This window comes from Acidobacteriota bacterium (assembly GCA_026393755.1).
Lineage (GTDB): Bacteria > Acidobacteriota > Vicinamibacteria > Vicinamibacterales > JAKQTR01 > JBAXOX01.
On record JAPKZO010000040.1, the window covers coordinates 328,710 to 348,538 of the forward strand.

Below are 19,829 nucleotides of genomic sequence, written 5' to 3' on the forward strand. Positions count from 1 at the left end.
CTACGACTCCAGCACCTCCCGCACCTTGCGCGTCAGCTCCGCGACGCTGTACGGCTTGCCGATAAAGTGGGCTGCCTCGGCGAGCAACCCCTGGTGCAGGATGGCTTCGTCGGTGTACCCGGACGTGCAGAGGATCTTCGTTCGCGGGCTGAGATGCCCGATCCGTGCCACCAGTTCCCGCCCGCTCATCCCCGGCATGACCATGTCGGTGAGCATCAGGTGTACGGGTCCGTCGTGCCGCTCCAGAAGCAGCAGGGCCTCCGCGCCGTTGCTGGCGGTGAGCACCGTGTAGCCGGCCTTCTGCAGAACGCGCTTGGCCAAACAGCGAACCGCCTCATCGTCCTCGACGAGGAGGATGGTTTCGACGCCTTGTACCGACACGACCGCCGGGGCGGGCTGGATTTTGTGCACCACACGCTCGACTCGCGGCAGGTAGATCTTGAAGGTCGTCCCCATTCCGGGTTCGCTGTACACCCAGATGCTGCCGCCGCTCTGCTTGACGATGCCGTACACCGTGGACAGGCCGAGTCCCGTGCCCTTTCCCGGGCCCTTGGTCGTGAAGAACGGTTCGAAGATCCGCGCACGAGTGGCCTCGTCCATCCCGGTACCCGTGTCGCTGATCGCGAGCATCACGTGCGGCCCTGACTGCACGGATGGGTGCTCTTCGGCATAGGCTTCGTCGAGTACGATGTCCCGTGTCTCGATGGTGAGCGTACCGCCGTTGGGCATGGCGTCCCGAGCGTTGACGGTCAGGTTCATCACGACCTGCTGAATCTGCGCGGAATCCGCCATGACGCAGCCCACGTCCTTCGCCGGCACCACCACCAGTGCGATGTCTTCACCGATCAGGCGCTGGAGTATGCCCTGTATGTCCGCGACCAGTTTGCTCAGGTCGAGGGCCTCGAATTTCATGATCTGTTTGCGGCTGAAGGCCAGCAACTGCCGGGTCAGCGAGGCCGCTTGCTCGCCGGCTTGTCGGATGTCCTGGAGATCCGAGCGCTGCGGGCCGCTTTCTTTCAAGTCCGTCAACATGAGATCGGCGGTGCCGTTGATGATGGTCAGCAGGTTGTTGAAATCGTGGGCAATGCCGCTGGCGAGCCGGCCCACGACTTCCATCTTCTGAGCTTGCAGAAACTGGGCCTCCAATTGTCGCTGCGTCGTGATGTCTTTATCCACGCCGCGGTAACCTCTGAGATTCCCCGCTTCGTCCAGTATGGGCGCAGCATTCGTGAGGAGACAGACGCGTTCGCCATTCCTCCGGATATTCCAATTCTCCAGATCCCTTATGGGCGCCTTGCGTGCCGCAATTTCAGAGAATATCGCTCCTACTCTCCTTGCTTCATCCGGTGGCATGAAATCGAACGGTGTCTTCCCGACGACGTCTTCGGAGGATACTCCCAACAGGTCGTAGCCCTTCTCCGAGCTGTAGGTATAGACGCCATTCTCGTCCACCTCCCACACCCAATCGGCTACGCTGAATACGACATCTCTCAGCCGCGCTTCGCTCAATCGAAGTTCTGTTGTGCGATCGGCCACGCGCCGCTCCAGCGATTCGTTGGCCTCCGTAAGGGCTGTCCGCGCCCGCTTTGTTTCGGTGATGTCGATGCCCATCTCCAGGATGAGGGGAGTGCCATCGGTGTCGGTGAAGGGGAAGTCGAAGATGTCGTAATTGCGGCCGTCGGGACCGAACCACTCCCAATGGTGCGGCGCTGCGGTCTTGAGGACTGTATAGGTTTCGCAGATCTCGCAAGAGGCAGTACGGTTGAACAAATACTCATAGCAGCGCCGCCCCTCGGACTCCCCGAATCGCTCCCGGAAGACGCGGTTGGCGAAGGGCACGTGGTAGTCTGCCGACAGTAGTATCACGTAGGCCGGCAGCGTCTCCAGAACGTCATAGAGCCGCTGCCGCTCGAGATTCACAGCCTCCTCGGCCAACTTGCGCTCGGCGATCTCCACTTGGAGCGTGCGATTGGTTTGCTCCAGTTCCACCGTCCGTTCCTTGACGCGGATTTCCAGATGTTCTTTCGCCTCGCGTAGCGTCCGTTCCGCCCGTTCGCGCTCGGTCACCTCCGCCATCAGATTGGCCGTGCGTTCGCGCACCTTCTTCTCGAGGATCGCGTTCTGCAACCGCAGTTCCTCGCGTGCCGACAGCAGTTCCCGATTCTGCTGGATGGCCACTTCGTAGGTCGAGAGCAGCAGATCGAGGATCTGCAGCCGATCGGCGGTGATGAAGAACGGTTGTCCGGCAAAAAAGACGCTTAGTCCCATCTCGCTGGACGTGGTCCTGCGGATCTCCTGGTTCGTGAGCACGTTCTGCACGCGCGCGACCAGCCCACGATCGTCGTAAGGCTTGCAGATGAAGTTGTTGGCTCCTGATTCAAGCCCTTGGATGACGTCCTGCGGGTCGGTGAGCGAAGTGAGTAGGATGACCGGCAGGCGCCGGCATGTCTGGTCATCGCGCAGTGCCTTGCAGAGCGCATAGCCGTCCATCTCGGGCATCACGATATCCGAGATCACGAGGTCGATCGGGTTCGCCTGGGCTGCCGCGAGCCCCTCCTTGCCGTTGGTCGCGGCAACCACCGAAAAGCCCGACTCCTCGAGGAGGGACCGCAGCGCCTCGAGCTGCGTCGGACTGTCCTCGACCACGAGGATGTTGAATGTCTTCTGCGTGGTGTTCGGAGTGTCAGCCACGGGTTCCTCCTTTGCTCGTGTCGCGCGCCACGGCGGTGGTCAAGAGCTCGGCGATCTTGTGCGGCGGAAGCACGAATCGGGCCGCACCCAATTTGATCGTTTCGGCCGGCATGCCGAAGACCACGCAGCTCTCCTCATCCTGCGCGATGGTGAGCGCGCCCCGGTCCGCCATGAGCTTAAGCTCCTCGGCGCCGTCCCGGCCCATGCCGGTCAGGAGCACGCCGATGGCTCGGCGGCCGAAACGCTCGGCCACCGACCGGAACAAGACTCCCACCGACGGCCGCACGCCGTTCAGCGGAGCATCCCGGGTTGTCTCCAGCTCGCCCCGCCGGGCAACGCGCAGGTGATGGTCGTCGGGTGCGACGTAGACGTGACCGGGCAATGGGGTCTCTCCGCCATGTGCCACGTGCACCGGCAAACCCGAGGCTGTAGTGAGCCACTCGGCGAAGCCGGCCGTGAAACCGGCGGCAATGTGCTGGACCACGAGTATCGGGATCGGGAACGCGGGCGACAGACATGACAGTATCCGCAAGACCGCCGGCGGGCCTCCGGTGGACGCCCCGATCGCGACGATGGCCGCGTCATGGCCACTCCCATCGCACAGCACGGGCCCGGCAGCAACTGCGGTCACATGCGTTGGGGTGGCCGGGGACCGGTTCCACCGCCGCACCACTTTGACCTCGGACATCAGCTTGAGGGCAGTGATGATCGCGGCGGATTCGGCATCGGCGTCAGGGCCGGTCAGGCCCCGGGGTTTCTTTACCGCGGCAAGCGCGCCCACCTCCAGGGCGCGCATGACGGTGTGCATCTCGCTGAAGTGCGTGCTGGCCGTGCACACGACGATCGGCACGGGGTTCGACGACATGATCCGCCGGGTCGTCTCGAAGCCGTCAATCCCCGGCAGATGAATATCCATGAGGATCACGTCGGGAAGGTGCTCGGCGAGGAACTCGAGCGCCGCTTCTCCGCTGCCGGCGACGCCGATGACCTGCATGTCCGGATCGGTCTTGAGGATGTAGACCAGGTAGTCGCGGATCACCCGCGAGTCCTCGACAATGAGCACATTGATCACAGGAGCCTCCGGATGATTTCGAGCAGGTTGCTCTGATCGAAATCGCTCTTGGCGATGTAGGCGTTGGCGCCCACCTCGATGCCGTATTCGCGGTCCTTCTGCGATCCCAGCGCCGTGACCAGCACCACCGGCAGCTCGCCGAGCTTCTTGTCGGCGCGGATCCTGGCGGTGAGCTCGAAGCCGTTCATCCGCGGCATGTCCACGTCCGACACCACCAGGTCGAACGGCTCGGTCTTGAGCCTGGTCAGCGCGTCCAGGCCATCCACGGTGGCCACCACCTCGTAACCGGCGCCCTCCAGGATGCTCTTCACCAGCGTCCGGGCAGTGATCGAGTCCTCGACGATGAGCAGGCGCCCGCGCCGTTCGGGCACGGTGTCGTGCGCCTTTGCGGCGTCTATCGGCCCCGGCGCGCCGGCCGTGCTCGCGGACTCCACGAGGTCGACGACATTGAGAATGGGGATGACCGCGCCGCTGCCCGAGATGCAGGCGCCGGCGACGTTGCGAACTCTGGCGAGTTGCTGGCCCAGTCGCTTGACCAGTACCTCCTGCTCGCCCTGCACTTCGTCGACGAGGAACGCGACCCGGCGGTCGGCGGCTCGCACCACCACCACGGGGCGGGCCGCGCCATCGACGCGCCCGTCCGGCCCGGAGAGCTCGAGCACGTCCCGCAGGCGCACCAGCGACACCGCGTCCTTGCCCAGCGCGATGGTCTGACGGTTCTCGACCGTCTTGATCTCGTCCGGCTTCACCCGGCCCACGCGCTCCACGCTGGCGGTCGGGATCGCAAAGCGCCGGCCGGCGACCTCGACGAACACGCCGCGGAAGGTCGCCAGCGACAAGGGCACGAGCATACAAAACGTCGTACCTGCGCCGGGCGCCGAAGTCACGGCGATCGTTCCGCCGAGCTTCTCGACCTTCTCGCGTACGATGGCCAGGCCGAGCCCCCTGCCCGACAAGTCGGTGACAATCGGACTGGTCGACAGCCCGGAGCGGAAGACGAGCGGGGTCACGTCGGCCTGGGCCAGTTGGGCCGCTTCGTCGGCCGCGATGAGTCCGCGACGGACGGCGGCCTTCCTGACGTTGTCGGTATTGATCCCGGCGCCGTCGTCGCCCACGGTGAGCTCGACCCGGCTCCCCTCGACCGGTTTCACCGTGATCGTGACAGACCCACGGCCGGATTTGCCCAGCTCACGGCGTGCATCCGGCTTCTCGATGCCGTGATCGGCGCAGTTGCGCAACAAGTGGATGAGCGGGTCCTTGAGTTCGTCGAGCACCCGGCGATCGATCTCGATGTCCTCCCCGTGCACGAGGAGGTCCGCCTCCTTGCCCTGGTCCCGCGCCAGGTCGCGCAGTACCGCAGGCAGGGTGCCGAGAAGGTACGAGCAGGGAAGCAGGAGCATCTTCTTGGTGTCCTCGAGGACTGCGTCGGTCATAGCCGCAAGAGAGAGGGCGTCCTGATGCGCGGCCCCGGCCACCTTCCGTAGCGAGTTCTCGAGCGTCCTGGCGTACAGCATCTCCGACTCGAGCAGATCGGACGCGGCCGTCGTCGCTTCATGACCTCGGCGCCGCCGCGCCGCCTGGCCGACGCGCCGCTGGTTCCAGCCGGCAAGATCCGCGGCGAGCGCGCGCAATTCAGCGGCGCGTTCGCGTGCGGCAATCTTGGCGCCCACCAGTTCCTCGGCTTCGAGCAGGATGGCGCCGAGCTTTCTCGTGGAAACGCGGACAGTATCTGGCGCGGCCATGGCTGCAACGGTGCGCGGCGCAGGTGGATCTGGCGGCGCTGACCCCACACACGCAGCCGGAGCTGAATGCGCGCTGAAGGAGGCGCGGGGCTGAGACCGAACGGCAACCGCCGGCGGTTCGGCGCTTTCGTTCGCCGTTTTCCGAACGATTCGCTTGAGTGTTGCAAGCGCCTGCTGCTCCTTCTTCTCGCCTTCCGACGACGGTGCGACACCGAGACTCCCGCACAATGTCCCAAGAACACCGACCGCGGGATGAATGGCATCGAGCAGTCCCGTGGACACCTTGAGGTCTTCGCGCTTCATGGCCGCGAAGATGCTCTCGAGTTCCTGGCACAGCGCCTCCACACCGGCGAGGCTCACCGACCGCGCCGCGCCCTTGAGGGAATGGGATTCCCGGAAGATGCGTTCGATGAGTGGCGGCCGCCCGGCATCGTCCGTGCGCTCGAGCGCCACGAGGCCCGCAGTCATGGTCTCGATATGCTCTGCCGCCTCGACCCGGAAGGTCTCGCGCAGCCGCGCCAGGAACTCCTCCTTCTTCTTATCCATGCCTTCCCCTGCCCCGCCTCAGTACTTCGAGTCGCAACTACGGCTCCGTATCGGTTGCGCCCACAACGGCCGTAGTTGCTTCCTCAGCACTGAGTCCTGAGGGCACAATTACGTTGCCGCATTTGTGCATCGAAGGACTCAGGCCTCGACGCGCTGCCGTTGGACCAGGATCTTCAGCCGTCCGCCCAGTTCCTGCAGGCTTTGCGCCGACGCCTCGAGTTGCTTGGTACCCGCCATGTTCTGGGTGGTGGCCTGCCGGATGTTGGCAATGGCTGAGGCGATCTGATCCATGCCGGCGAGCTGTTGCTGGCTCGACGCGGCGATCTGGGTCGCCGCCTGCGCGGCCTCGCTCACGCTGCCCGTTAGCGCGCGGATCGAATCGCCCGCCTCAGACGCCTGCTTGACCCCGGCGGCCACCGCCTTGGTTCCCTGCTCGGTGGCCAGGACCGCGGCGCTCGTCGCCTTCTGCACCTCCATCAGGATGGTCCGCACCTGCGTGGTCGCCTGCCGCGACTGCTCGGCCAGGCTCTTCACTTCCTGCGCGACCACCGCGAAACCTTTGCCGTACTCGCCGGCGCGACTGGCCTCGATGGCGGCGTTCACCGCCAGGAGATTGGACTGCTCGGCGAGGTCGTTGACCGTGGCGATGATCTCACCGATGGTCTGGCCCTGTTCGGAGAGCCGCACCACGCTCTCGGCGATGGACTCCATCTGCTCGCGGATGCGGTTCATGCCCTCGAGGGTCTCGGCGACGGCCTTGCGGCCGGTCTCGGAAACGGCAGCCGCCTTCTGAGCGGTCTCCTGGACGTTCTTCGCCTTCTGGTTGGAGACGTGGGCCGTCTGCTTGACCTCCTCGGCGGTGGTTGAGGTCTCGCTCACGGCGGTAGCCGTCTCGGACGCGCTCGCAGCGACCTGGGATACCGTAGCCAGGATCTCGGTCGACGAGGAGGCGAGCACGCCGAAGCCGCTCTGCAGCTCCTTGTTCAAGCTGCGCAAATTGTCGACCATGGTCCGCAGGGCCTCCTGCATCGCGCCGACCTCGTCTGACCGACCCTCCGCCTCGACCTGCACCGTCAGGTCGCCCGCGGCGATCCGCTGGGCCACGCCGGTGACCGCCTTCAGCGGAACGGCGATGAGGCGGTTCATCAACCACACCATGAAGACGCCGAAGCCAAGTGCGAGCACCGCAACGATCCCGAAGATGCGCGACGTGTCGCGCACGCCCTGCTGAGACTTGGCCACCGCTGCGGCGGTGTCCTTCTCGAGGTTGGCGATCAACGATGCGAGTGTCTCGCGGATTCTATTCATGCGATCGGTTTGCGTCCCGAAACCCAGCGCGCGGGCCTCCTCCATCTGCCCCTGATGCACCAGCCCCAGATCCTTCATCCAAAACTGGTAGAACTCCGCGAGCAGGTTCTTGACCTCGGCGACTGCGGCGATGTCCTCGCTGTCATTGCGCCCCCCCAAAATGGTTCCCACGTCCGCAACGAGCCGGTGGATTTCTTTCTGGCGCTCTGTGATGTCGCGCTCGTGGGCGGCTTGAACCACCTTGTCGGCTGCGTACAGCAACTCGAACATATCGCCCCGCTGATGATTCACATGGCTTCTGATTTGCATCACATCAACCGAGGCCCGGAACTCCTGGTCGACGATGCTCCGTTGGGACTGATCTAGAGCGCTCGTTCCCTGGTAGGCAACGGCAACAACGACGCCGAGCAGCACCACAATGGCACCGAACCCGAGCAACAGTTTCGACTTCGTCTTGAGATTCGTGAACCAACCCATGACTATCCCCCTTCTGACGGAAGTCAGCGCATCTACCTGGTGACCTGCTCGTTGACCTTGAGACCAGCGTCTGCGAGCAGGCGGTCGCCGTCGAGCACGGTCAACATCTGGCCGGTGACACCTTTGAGAAACCTCTCGCGGATGCCGGTGAGGGTGGGCAGGCCGTCCTGCAGTGCCGACACTGTTACCGACCGCACGCCATCAATGGAGTCCGCGAGCAACCCGATCTCGTTGTCGCCGCCTCCCAATACGATGACCCGGTTGAGGTCGGTGAGGCCTCGGGCCGGCAAGTCGAAGAATTTACGCAGGTCCACGATCGCCAGGATCCGGCCGCGCAGGTTCATCACGCCGGCGACAAAGGGCGGCGTGCAGGGCACCGCTGTCAGGTCCTTGAGCTGGCAGACCTCGCGGACGCGGCAGGTCTCGACGCCATAGGTCTCGCCGGCCAGCGAGAACGCCAGCACCTCGAGCCGCTCCGCGTCGTCCGTCTTGGCGGGTGGCCTGGCCGCCGCCCTCGCGCGCGTTTCGAGAATGCGGCGGGTCTCTTCCGGGCCGTGTTTGAACCCTCCGGAGATGGCCGCCGCCGACAGTGCGAGGCGGCGGTGGATCGCGTCCCAGTCGATCGTGCGTGGTTGCGGCATGGCTTAGGCTTCCGTCATCGCTCGAACCGACTCGACGAGGCGTCCGCAGGTCATTCCGTCGGACTCGGGCACGATCTCATCCCGGCGCCTGGCTGATAGGAGCTCGAGCGCGATCGCGAGGTGGCGCCTGGATTCCTTCTGCTTGCCGAGCTGCTTGTAGAGCCCCCCAAGCGCGTGGTGGGCGAGGATGAAATCCTGATCGAGGTAGAGGACCTTGCCGAGCGCCGTGATAGCTTCATCGAGCCGGCCAAGCTCGTTGCAGATCGCCGCGTGCAGGAAATGTGCGGCAGGGTTGGTGCGCCCGGCCGCGATGGCGTCCTGGCACGACGTGAGCGCCTCCTCGAGCCTGCCCTGATTGGCGTAGGTTCGTGCCCGCACCAGGAGATCCTCACAACGCGACTCGGTGATCGGCGTCGTTGCCGAGGCAGATGCCACCGGCGCGACCGGCTCGACTGGCACAAGAGGCGCGGGGGCCACGACGAATGTGGGCTCGTGTACCGCGACAGCGGACGCGGTGGCGGGCGAGACCAGTTCCGGCCAGGATTCAGCGCGGACCCGCTGTGAGGTCTTGCGATAGAGAAGGACTCCGCCGATATTCTCCATGGCGAACATCCGGAACAGCGTCGTGCTGGCCTCGGCAGGATTGACCACGAGATAGCCACCGTCCACGAGGCAACGATGCAGCGCCGCCACGACTCGTCGCTGGTGGCCGGGGGTGAAGTACATGAGAACGTTGCGACAGAAGATCACGTCCATCGCGTTGGTGTGGTTGGCGAGCGACGGGTAAACGTCTTCAGCCAGGTTGAGGTAGCCGAAGTGAACCAGTTTCTTGAACGTCGGATCGATCGCCAGCTTCTTGTCCGGCACGGGAGAAAAGAACCGTTCGCGAAGCCAGCCGGGTGCGCCGCGAAACGACCATTCGGAGTAGACGCCCGCCTCAGCCCTGGCGAGGAACTTCGGGTTGATGTCGGTGGCGAGAATCGAGACGTTCCACGTCCGGAGGTCCGGCAGCGCACGGACGCACGTGACGGCGAGGGAGTACGCTTCTTCCCCGGTGCAACACCCCGCGCTCCACAAGCGGAGTGTCCGACCCGCTTCCGAGCGCCTCGCGACAAGCGGCGGCAGGATCTCCCGCTCGAGCGCTTCGAAGCTCGCCGGGTCGCGGAAGAAGTAGGTTTCGCCCACGGTCAGGTGGCTGGCGAGCGTTTCGACTTGCCGGGTCGTGAGATCCCGGGTCATGAGCCAACGCTCGCACGCGTCGGGATACTCGAAACCCAACTCCCGACCGGCGGCCTTGAGACCGCGAGCCAGATCGGGCCACCGCTCCTCGGGGAAATGGAGACCCATGCGCTCCGCGATGAAGCCGCTCACCTCGCCCAAGAGCGTCCTGTCCAGTGCGCTGATCATCGCGACGGCACTCCCCGCTCGGGCGCGTCGTCACGGCCGCCGCTCACAGTGGCATCGCTGCCGGCGGTACTGCTCAGTGCGCGATCGATCGCTGCCTCCTCTTCGAGGGACAGCAGGTGCCCGAGGTCGTGGATCAGGATCAGGCCGTCCTCGAGCTTCACCGCACCGTCCACCAGCTCGAGCCGGGGCATAAACTCACCCGCCGGCGCATAGCTCTCCGGCGAGGCCTCGATCACCCCTTTCGTTTCATCGACCAGGAGCGCAACGGTTCGGTTCCCGGCCGTGGTGACGATGAGGTGGTCGGACAGCCTAACCTCGCGCGGCGGGTGGTTGAAGCGCATGCGGATGTCGATGACGGGGATGACCACGCCGCCGAGATCGATAACGCCCAGGACGATCGCGGGCGCCTTGGGAAGCGGCGTGATGGCGACCACGCGGATGCACCGCTGCACGCGAGCGAGATCCAGCGCGTAACGCTGGTCGTCCAGCGAGAAGACCACCAGAGATCGTTCTGCTTCCGGCGCGCGGCACGCGCGGGCTAGAACGCTCTCGCTCTCCCGAATGACGGTGCTCATGATTTCGCGGGCTTCCGACGAGCCGTGGAAACGGTTTCCTTGCCGTGGGCATACCTGAAGACGATGGCACCAGCCTCAGGCTTCTTCTTGGGCCTCGGCTTCAGAACGCCGTCTCTCTTCGGTAGTGCGCGCTTTCGGCTGGTCATGGAAAGTACATGGTTGCGCAGTCCGGAATGGAGAGCTATCGCCCGAAGGGGTTAAATCAAGAAGATTTTGGGGCTATCTCGGGAAGACGCCTGAGGGATGGCCTGTCAGAGCTTGGCAATGCCTGCCTTGATGGCGAAGCGGACGAGGTCGGCCTGCTTGTGGATGTTCAGCTTGGCCATCACGCTGTTCCGGTGGGCGTGGATGGTATTGACGGACACCTCCAGTCTGGCGGCGACTTCCTTGTTGCTGTGGCCTTCGGCTATAAGCTGTAGCACTTTCCTCTCCTGCGTGGTGAGCGCAACCGGGGCGGCTCCACGTTTCCGTGAGCCCGTTTTCCCCATGAGCCCGGCCTCAACGACGAAATGGGCGATTCGTGGACAGAGATAGTACTGTCCCGCGTGGACCGCGGTCACGGCCTCAACCACGTTTCGGGTGGCCATCTCCTTCGTCAAGTATCCCCGCGCACCGGCCGCCAGCGCCTCCTCCACCATGGCTTTCGTATCGTGCAGGCTCAGCATGATGATCTTCGCGGCCGGGGACTGCCTGAGCAGTTCTCTGGCGGTCTCGATTCCGTTCATATTGGGCATGGTGATATCGAGGATGAACACGTCGGCGGCCTTCGTCCTGACCATCTTCAGAACTTCCATGCCGTCGGAAGCCTCGCCGACGACTACGATCTCCGCTCCGCTTCTTTCGATCGTCAACCGCAGCCCGTCCCTGACGACCGGATGATCATCGGCGATGATGACGCGAATGCTCATGCGCCGCTCACTTTCTGCGGCCGCGAGCCCCGTCGGGCGGAACGGATCGTCTCTCCTCGCGCCACCGTCTCCTTCCGCACGGTGACGTCTTCCGGCCGCAAGGCCGCGGTCTCATGCGGCAGGCTCACGCGCACCGTGGTTCCCTTCCCCCGCCGGGTGTCAATCTTGAAGCCGCCTCCCAAGGAAGCCGCCATTTCTTTCATCACGCGGAGGCCCATCCGTGATGTTGCCTTCCCCGTTTGTCCGGACGGACTGAATCCTGCTCCATTATCACGAACCGTCAGTTTGACTTCCTTCCTGGATGCGCTGAGGAACACGTCCACTTGCTTCGCATCGCCGTGCGTGATGGCATTGGTCAGCGCCTCCTGCACAACCCTGAACAGCGTCGTCGCGGTGTCTCCGGACACGCGCCTTCGCCCCAGCGTATCTCTGAAGTGAATCCGGATGCCCCCGTGCCTGGTCACCTTGGAGAAGTGTTGCCGCAGGGCGGCGCACAGTCCGAGCAGATCAAGTTCGGGCGGCCGAAGTTCGACGGCCACCTCCTTCAGGCGGGCCACTGACTCGTCAAACAGTTGCCTGGTCCGCTTCGTCCACTTGAGCGCTTCTCGTGGCTTCCCGGCGCGGAGATCCTCTTCGATCGCGTCGAGATGGGCCGAAATCCCTACCGCCAGCGAACCCACGTCGTGGTGCAGGACGGACGACACCTTCTTCCTCTCTTCCTCTCGCGTGGTGATGATCTCTCGAGAGAACGTCCGCATCCTCTCCTCCGCCCGTTGGCGCTCGGTGATGTCCTGAACCGTGCCCCGCATTCTGACGGGCTTTCCCCCCTCGCCAGTAATCGTCTCGCCCTGCGCGTGGACGGTGCGTGTGGAGCCGTCCGAGCGGATTACGCGGTGCTCTACCTTGTAGACTTTCTTTCCTTCCAGCGCATCCTCGACGGCTTTCCTGACGGACTCCCTGTCTTCAGGGTGTATGGCCTGAAGGCTTTCGTCAAGGTTCCTGAACCCGCCCGGCTCCACGCCGTAGATGCGGCACATCTCGACGGACCACGTGGCCTTGTCTTGTTTGAGGTCCCAGTCCCAGCTGCCCACCTGTGCGCTGCGCTGCGCCTCGGCGAGCGACGCCTCGCTCTCTCGGATGATTTCCTCCTTCTGTTTGCGCTCGGTGACGTCGTCATACACACTAACGATTTCCCCAGAAGGAAGACGGTAAACATAGTTTTCATACCATTTGATCCGCTTTTTGTCCCGGTAAACCCTGGCGGGGTAATGCTCCGGAATACCCGTTTCCCAGACTCGTCTGAACACGTCCAGCAGCCCGAATTCCCTGATGCCCGGACGAACGGTATGAATTGATTTCCCGAGAAGGTCTTGTTTGCGATCGCCGTCAAGACGCTCGCCCGCCTTGTTGAAATCAACAAAAACGAAATCGTCGCCGTTGTCTTTGACTTCAAATACGGCGGCACCGCTACTGATATTGTCGAACAACTGGCGAAAGCGCCCCTCGCTCGCCCGCAGCGCCTCCTCGGCCCGTTTGCGCTCGGTGATGTTGCGGAAGTATCCGATGAGGCCGTCGGCTTTGCCCGTCAGGTCGAACTTCGGAATGTAAGCCCCCTCGAAGAACTCAGTTTCGCCCTTTGAGTTCTGAAGCGACAACTCCGAGTGAAACGGCTCGCCCGTCTCCATCACTTTCGTCTTAATGGCGGTAAGCTTCTCGGCATCCTCCTTTCCGAGGAAGTCCCGCTCGTGCTTCCCAATCATGTCGGCCTCGGTGAGGCCGAGCTGCGGGTTGATCACAAACCGGTAACGCAGATCGCGGTCCTGCAGGATGATGTGGTCCGGGGTGTGGGAGACGATGGCGCGGAAGCGCGCCTCGCTCTCGCGCAGCGCCGCGTTCGCGCGCTTGTGCTCGGTGACGTCGTGACCGTAAAGATTGGCAAAGCGCGTGGCGATAATCGGCGCAACGAAGAACGAATACACCCGCTCGCCGTGCTCGAGATCGAGCTCCTGTGTTGCTCCAGTGTCCATGGACCGAAAGACGGCGTCCCTCAGTACGGGGGGACTCGCCTGGCCAATGTCCAGATGCCACTGTGGCAGCAGGCTCACGCCGGCCTCGTTGATGTACAGCAGCGTACCGTCTCGAGCGATCCGCAAGACGGGGTTGGGATTGTCGGATGGGAACTTCGACAGGTCCTGAATTGCTTCCTTCGCCCGCCTGGATGTTCGACGAGTTGACTTCATCGTCATCGTGCAGATCTCTACTGTCCTGTTCAGTAACGGTGTATCACGAACTCACGAAGCTCACGAATGTTATTTGAGCGCGGTGGGCCTGTCGAACCCGCCTGCGGTGAGCCTGTCGAACCCGCCTGCGGTGAGCCTGTCGAACTCGTGTGAGGGCTTCCGCGGGCGAAGCACCCGCGACTATGGTGTGGTGTGGAAACTGGCGGGGTTGACGGGACTCGAACCCGCGACCTCCGACGTGACAGGCCGGCGTTCTAACCAGCTGAACTACAACCCCGCTCGAGGCGGCTACTCGGCAGTCCGTTTCGTGGCAGTCGCTGTCACCATCTGCCTGGACTTACTGAACCCGAAAACTGCGATCTCGCCTGGTGGGCGGTACAGGGCTCGAACCTGTGACAGCCGGCGTGTAAAGCCGGTGCTCTACCGCTGAGCTAACCGCCCGACACGTCCATCCGGCCCGCCCGACAAAGGATCAAGTTTACCACGTCGGCGGATGAGCTTCCACCACCAATACGCCGCGCCCGAGCCCAGCATCATCCCCATCAGCAGATAGCCCGCCTGCGTCCAGAAGTCCGGCAGCTCCGGCCTCAGCTTCGCGGCATCCGGCCGACCCCGCAGGTACACGACGTCCACGCGCGATCCCACCGGATAGATCTCGGACGGGCCTCGCGCCTGTGCCTCGATCGAATAAGTGCTCTCGCCGTCCTTGAACTCCACAATCGCGCGATACAACCGTCGCGCCGGCGCCAGTTGGACGCCCGAGACCACCTTCCCGGCGGACGGATCCGCCCAATCCGCGGCCAACTCCTCGACCTGGCGCGCCACCACGCCCTCGACGGTGACGCCGTTGAACGCGAACCACAAGTGGCGCCAGGCGCCGACGACCGTGATCACCGACACGAACAGACAGCCGAGGAGCACAATCCTCAGTCCGACTGCCACCAGGCATCCGATCCCTGTCCTGCGCACAAAGCCCTGCATCTGGTCCGCCTCGGCCTCGATTGTAACCGCATCAAGGGTACACTGTGACTCGATGAATCGCCATCCGGCCCTGGACTCTCCGCTGGCGCACACTGCGGTCGCCGGCCTGCTCGGATTCATCCTCGTCGTCGCCGCGCCCTTTCCCGTGTCGGCGCAAACGGCTCCATCCTCACCCGCCGCCAGGCCCCGCATCGGCCTCGCCCTCGGCGGCGGTGCCGCGCGGGGGTTGGCGCATATCGGCGTGCTCAAGTGGTTCGAGGAGCACCGGATTCCCATTGACGCGATTGCCGGCACCAGCATGGGCGGCCTCATCGGAGGCGCGTTCGCCACCGGCATGACGCCTGCCGAAATCGAACGCCTGGTGTCGAGCCTCTCGTGGGAGCAGATGCTGGCGCCGGGCGCGTCGTTCGCGGACAAGGCGTTCCGGCGCAAGCAGGACGCCCGGGACTTTCCCTCGCGTCTCGAGTTCGGCCTCCGCGGCGGATTCAGTCTTCCGGCCGGCTTGAGCGCCAGCCCGCAGATCGATCTGCTGCTCGGGCGCATCGCCATGCCGTACTACGCGACAACCAGCTTCGACCAGTTTCCTACGCCGTTCCGCTGCGTCGCCGCCGATCTGAAGAGCGCTGAGGCGGTGGTCTTCGATCGCGGCGGGCTGGCCCAGGCCTTGCGGGCGACGATGGCTACTCCGGGCGTATTCGCGCCAGTCACGGTGGACGGCCGGACGCTGGTCGATGGTGGCATCCTCAACAACGTGCCCGCCGACGTCGTCTCGGCCATGGGCGCCGACATCGTCATCGCGGTCGATGTGAGCGGCGACCTCGCGTACGAAAAGCGCGGAGACTCGCTGCTGTCCGTGTTGGTCGAGTCGCTTGACGTGATGATGCGTGCCGGGTCGCGCCGCGCGCTTGAATCGGCAGACATCGTGCTCGTCCCCGCCCTTAAGGGATTCTGGGCCGTTGATTTCGACCGCGCCGATCAGTTCGCCAGGCAGGGATATGCTGCGGCCGAGGCGCAGCGGTCCTCGCTCGAAAAGTACGCGCTGAGCCCGGTTGAATACGAGGCGTATCGTGCCGCGCGCGCCGGCCTGCGCAGGACGCGGCTGCCGGCGCCGGCGTTCGTCGATGTGGAAGGCGTGCTGCCCGACGAGGCCGCGACGATTCGCGCCCGACTGGAGCGATTCGTGCTCCAGCCGCTCGATACCGCGGCGCTCGATCGGCAGATGGTGGCGATGATGGGAACCGAGCGTTACCTGTCAGTCACCTATCGCCTCGTCGTCGACGGCGAGCGTGTGGGCATCGCGGTGACGGCCAGGCCGAAGACCTATGGCCCCCCGTTTCTGCTGACGGCTCTTGATCTGCAGAACACCCAGTCCACCGGGGTTGCCGCGACGCTGCGGGGGCGCGTCTGGACGTCTGGCCTGACCGGGCACGGGTCCGAAGCCAGACTGGACGTGGCTGCCGGCACGATCATGCGCGCGGCCGGTGAGTGGTACCAGCCCGTCGGTCACGGAGGCTTGTTCGTCTCGTCATACGCCGGCGTTGAGGAACAGCAGTTCAATGTATTTGAGGGGCGGCAGTTCCGCGCTGAGTACCGCCGGACCGTGTCGACCGCGGGCGTCGACGCCGGGTTCACGATGGGCAACGTTTTCGAGTGGCGCGCCGGCTACGCCGCCGAGCATCTCGACGGCCTCACGCTGGTGGGCACTGGGGTGCTGCCCGCGAGCAACGGATCCCAGCGATACGTCAGGCTGCAGGCCACATACGACGGGCAGAGCGGGCCCACGATCCCCGATCGCGGCCTGTATGCGCAAGGGCGGATCCGCCGCTTCACCCATGTCGCCGGCGCGACGTCCACGGACCTCGCCGTAAGCCCACGCGCCGAACCCGACAATCTGCTTTCTGGCGAGGCCGACGCGTCGGTGTTCATGCCGGTCAGCCGCGCAGGCAGGGTCTTCGTTCGGGCCGCCGGTGGCTCCTCCTTCGGCAGCACGGCCCAGGTCAACGCGTTTGCGCTCGGTGGGCCGTTCTTGCTCAGCGCCCTCAACGTCGGCGAATTGCGCGGCAGCAACTATGTGCTGGCCACGGCCGGGTACTTCCACCGCGTGTACCGGTTCGCGCAGGGCGCGGGCGGGATCGTGTATGCGGGCGGCTGGGTTGAGAACGGCGCGACGTTCGAACGGTGGAGCGGCGCTATGTTCAAGACCGACGTGTCTGGAGGGTTTGTCGTCGACACACCACTCGGACCGATCTCGGCCGGCGCCAGCGTGGGATTTGACGGCCGACTTCGCCTGTTCGCGGGGCTTGGCCAGCTGATGCACCGGTAATTGGCGACGGTGGCCATGACAGCCCGTCTATAATCCCCCCATGACTGTCGTCCCTGGACTCACCCGCCTGCTGGCATCGCGCGATCTCAAGGGGCGTCGGGTCGGACTGGTCTGCAACCCTGCCTCGGTGGACGCCGACCTGAACCACGCCGCCGATTTGATCTCTGCCGCGCCCGGCGTGACGCTGGCCGCGATCTTCGGCCCGCAGCACGGCTTCCGATCCGACCTGCAGGACAACATGATCGAAACGGCGCACGCGGCCGACGCCCGGCGCCGGGTGCCAATCTACTCCCTCTACAGCGAGACTCGCGAACCAACCGCGGAGATGCTCGAGGGGATTGATGCGCTCGTGGTGGACCTCCAGGATATCGGCGCCCGCATCTACACATTCGTCTACACGATGGCGAACTGCCTGCGCGCGGCCGCCCGCCACGGCATTCCGGTCATCGTTTGCGATCGCCCGAATCCGATTGGCGGCGAGGCCGTCGAAGGCCCCGTGCTCGATCCGAAATTCAAGTCGTTTGTCGGGCTGTTCCCCATCCCGATGCGACACGGCTGTACGATTGGCGAGCTCGCGCGCCTGTTCAACGAGCAGTTCGGCATCGGCGCGAAATTGAGCGTCGTGAAGATGGAAGGCTGGTCGCGACAGATGTTCTACGACGAGACCGGCCTGCCCTGGGTGATGCCGTCTCCCAATATGCCCACCCTCGACACGGCCATCGTCTATCCGGGAGCGGTGCTGTTTGAAGGCACCGAGCTTTCCGAGGGGCGCGGTACCACACGGCCGTTCGAGCTGATCGGCGCCCCGTGGATTGACGCCGAGCGGTTCGCGGCCGACATGAATGCGATTGGCGTGCCGGGAGCCCGCTTTCGACCCACGATCTTCGAACCGACGTTCCAGAAACACGCGCGCAGCACGTGCGGCGGCTGCCAGACGCACGTGGTCGACAGAAGCCGGTTCCTCCCGGTCTTGAACGGAGTGGCGCTCCTCTCCTGCTTCTTCAAGACGGATCCGGGGAGATTCGCGTGGCGCCAGCCCCCGTACGAATACGAACACGAGAAGATGCCGATCGATATCCTGGCGGGGTCGGCGGGCCTTTGTCAGCAGATCGAGGCCGGCGTCGATCCGTTCACCATCGCGGAGGGCTGGACGGCCGGCGTCGCGGAATTCGTGCGCACCCGACAGCAGTACCTGCTCTACTGATGGCAATCGAACGCCCGCTCCTGATGTGGGGTTCCATCTGGACGCCGATCCAGTTAGGATAGGCTGCCCCATCGGACTTCTCCGGCGTTTCCTGACTTCATTCCGAGACATCTGCCATGGCACAACCTCTTCCACCCGGCACCGACGCTCCTGTTCAGCCATTTCCCGGATCCTTCTGGACCGCCAACGTCACGGAACTGTTCGAGCGCGCCGCCTACTATTCGATGGCGAGTTTCGTCGTCATCTATCTCGGCCAGCTCGGTTTTGGCGCCTATTGGCCTTCGACGCTCAATTCGACCGTGTTGTGGGGACTCGTCTACTTCCTGCCGATCCTGTCGGGCACAATCGCCGACCAGATCGGGTTTCGGCGGGCTCTGCTCATCGCCTTCGTCCTCCTGGCGATCGGCTATTTCTTCATGGGCTACCCCGTCTGGTTCGGCGGAAGCGTGCTGAGCAAGACGATCCAATCCGAGGTCACCGTCGGATCGCGCGACGCGGTGATGATTGTCGCGGCCATCCTGCTGATCGGCATCGGCGGGTCGGTGATCAAGCCGTGCATCTCGGGTACGGTGCAGAAGACGGCCGGCGCCCGGGCGACGCTGGGATTTGCGATCTTCTACATGGTCATCAATATCGGGTCGCTGTTCGGACGCGGGACCGCGTTTGTCGTGAGGAGCGGCTCAGGGCTCACCACCATTCTCAAGGTGGTCGCCATCTGCGGGCTGGCTGCCGCTGGAATCGTGTTTCTCGTGCATCGCACGACCAAAGCGGATCGGAGCAAAAAGGACATCTGGATCGCGACGGCTGGATTTACGGCCCTGGCCGTGGCCGGAGCCTATCTGGTCCGCGAGATCTTTCAGGTCACGGCCGCAGAACGGGAAGTGGCGGGAGCCGTCGATCTGTCGCTCATTTTCGCCGTCGCGGCGATCGCGTCAATCGTGGCGTTCTTCGTCGTGCTGTTCACGTACCGGGAGCCCGCGGCTGACGCCGCGGCGCTCTCCAAGCCGAGACGTTCGATCGGCCGGATCCTGCTCGACATGGTGCTGGTGCTGAAGAGCGGGCGCTTCACGCTCTACCTGATCGTGATGACCGGCTTCTACTTCCTCTATAACCAGGTCTACAACGTCTTCCCGCTGTACGTGAAGCGTGTGGTCGAGTCGAACCCGGCCATGGACCTCTACACGGCCGCCAACCCGTTCGTCATCGTGTGCTTCCAGCTGATCATCTCGAGCACGTGGGGCAAGATGAAGCCCATCCGCTCGATGGTCACCGGCACCATCATTATCAGCGTGGCGATGCTCATCAACATCGCGCCCATCTGCACGGCTGGCGGGCCACAGGCGCTGGTCGCCAATGCGATGCCAATCGCCTCGACGTTCTTCATCCTGACCGTGGCGCTGATTGCGCTCGGCGAGCTGTTCACCTCGCCGCGCATGTACGAGTACATTGGCGCCCTCGCGCCAAGGGGCCAGGAAGGGCTATTCCTCGGATACGCCAACCTGCCGCTCGCCTTCGGCGCGATGCTGGGCGGCCCGGTCGGCGCTTACATCTTCAACGACATCATGGCGAAAGGCGCGACGGTCAAGGCCGATGGCCTGCTTGAGCTCGTGCCGGCCAACAACGCCATGGGCTGGCTCATCCTGATGGGCATCGGCTTCGTCTCTGCGGCGTCGCTGTGGATGTTCAACGTCTGGCTCGAAAAGCAGAAGTAAGT

The 19,829-nt window shown here is 64.3% G+C and carries 13 protein-coding genes and 2 tRNA genes; 3 read left to right on the forward strand and 12 right to left on the reverse strand.

Annotated elements, in window-relative coordinates; all coding sequences use genetic code 11:
• From NTV05_18465 to NTV05_18520, 12 genes are all read right to left on the reverse strand, one after another.
• A complete protein-coding gene (locus tag NTV05_18465; protein MCX6546380.1) occupies positions 1-2,691 on the reverse strand; it encodes a response regulator in 2,691 nt (896 codons plus the stop codon).
• Entirely contained in the window at positions 2,684-3,763 is a 1,080-nt protein-coding gene (cheB, locus tag NTV05_18470; protein MCX6546381.1) for a chemotaxis-specific protein-glutamate methyltransferase CheB, read from the reverse strand. The genes NTV05_18465 and cheB overlap by 8 nt, the downstream gene beginning before the upstream one ends.
• Positions 3,760-6,051, reverse strand: coding sequence for a response regulator (locus tag NTV05_18475; GenBank protein ID MCX6546382.1), 2,292 nt, complete (start codon positions 6,049-6,051; stop codon positions 3,760-3,762). The genes cheB and NTV05_18475 overlap by 4 nt, the downstream gene beginning before the upstream one ends.
• Before the next feature lie 138 nt (positions 6,052-6,189).
• A complete protein-coding gene (locus NTV05_18480; GenBank protein MCX6546383.1) occupies positions 6,190-7,836 on the reverse strand; it encodes a methyl-accepting chemotaxis protein in 1,647 nt (548 codons plus the stop codon).
• A 32-nt stretch (positions 7,837-7,868) separates the two neighbouring features.
• Positions 7,869-8,477: a chemotaxis protein CheW gene (locus NTV05_18485; GenBank protein ID MCX6546384.1), complete on the reverse strand. Its 609-nt coding sequence runs from the start codon at positions 8,475-8,477 to the stop codon at positions 7,869-7,871.
• Positions 8,478-8,480: 3 nt separating this feature from the next.
• Positions 8,481-9,884: a tetratricopeptide repeat protein gene (locus NTV05_18490; GenBank protein ID MCX6546385.1), complete on the reverse strand. Its 1,404-nt coding sequence runs from the start codon at positions 9,882-9,884 to the stop codon at positions 8,481-8,483.
• A complete protein-coding gene (locus tag NTV05_18495) occupies positions 9,881-10,459 on the reverse strand; it encodes a chemotaxis protein CheW (GenBank protein MCX6546386.1) in 579 nt (192 codons plus the stop codon). The genes NTV05_18490 and NTV05_18495 overlap by 4 nt, the downstream gene beginning before the upstream one ends.
• 251 nt (positions 10,460-10,710) lie before the next feature.
• Entirely contained in the window at positions 10,711-11,367 is a 657-nt protein-coding gene (locus NTV05_18500; protein ID MCX6546387.1) for a response regulator transcription factor, read from the reverse strand.
• Positions 11,364-13,613, reverse strand: a complete 2,250-nt coding sequence (locus NTV05_18505; protein MCX6546388.1) for a PAS domain S-box protein — start codon at positions 13,611-13,613, stop codon at positions 11,364-11,366. The genes NTV05_18500 and NTV05_18505 overlap by 4 nt, the downstream gene beginning before the upstream one ends.
• A 194-nt stretch (positions 13,614-13,807) precedes the next feature.
• Positions 13,808-13,884, reverse strand: a tRNA-Asp gene (locus tag NTV05_18510).
• 89 nt (positions 13,885-13,973) lie between these two features.
• Positions 13,974-14,048 (reverse strand) — tRNA-Val (locus NTV05_18515).
• The gene (locus NTV05_18520) at positions 14,028-14,549 is read right to left on the reverse strand and encodes a hypothetical protein (GenBank protein ID MCX6546389.1); all 522 of its coding nucleotides are present in this window, start codon (positions 14,547-14,549) and stop codon (positions 14,028-14,030) included. The genes NTV05_18515 and NTV05_18520 overlap by 21 nt, the downstream gene beginning before the upstream one ends.
• A 91-nt stretch (positions 14,550-14,640) precedes the next feature.
• Here NTV05_18520 and NTV05_18525 point away from each other — a divergent pair, with 91 nt between their 5' ends.
• The 3 genes from NTV05_18525 (at position 14,641) to NTV05_18535 (ending at position 19,827) form a co-directional block, all read left to right on the forward strand.
• On the forward strand, positions 14,641-16,911 hold the full coding sequence (locus NTV05_18525) for a patatin-like phospholipase family protein (protein ID MCX6546390.1): 2,271 nt from the start codon (positions 14,641-14,643) through the stop codon (positions 16,909-16,911).
• Between the two features lie 40 nt (positions 16,912-16,951).
• A complete protein-coding gene (locus tag NTV05_18530) occupies positions 16,952-18,115 on the forward strand; it encodes a DUF1343 domain-containing protein (protein MCX6546391.1) in 1,164 nt (387 codons plus the stop codon).
• Between the two features lie 116 nt (positions 18,116-18,231).
• Positions 18,232-19,827: a hypothetical protein gene (locus NTV05_18535; protein MCX6546392.1), complete on the forward strand. Its 1,596-nt coding sequence runs from the start codon at positions 18,232-18,234 to the stop codon at positions 19,825-19,827.
• Positions 19,828-19,829: the final 2 nt, after the last annotated feature.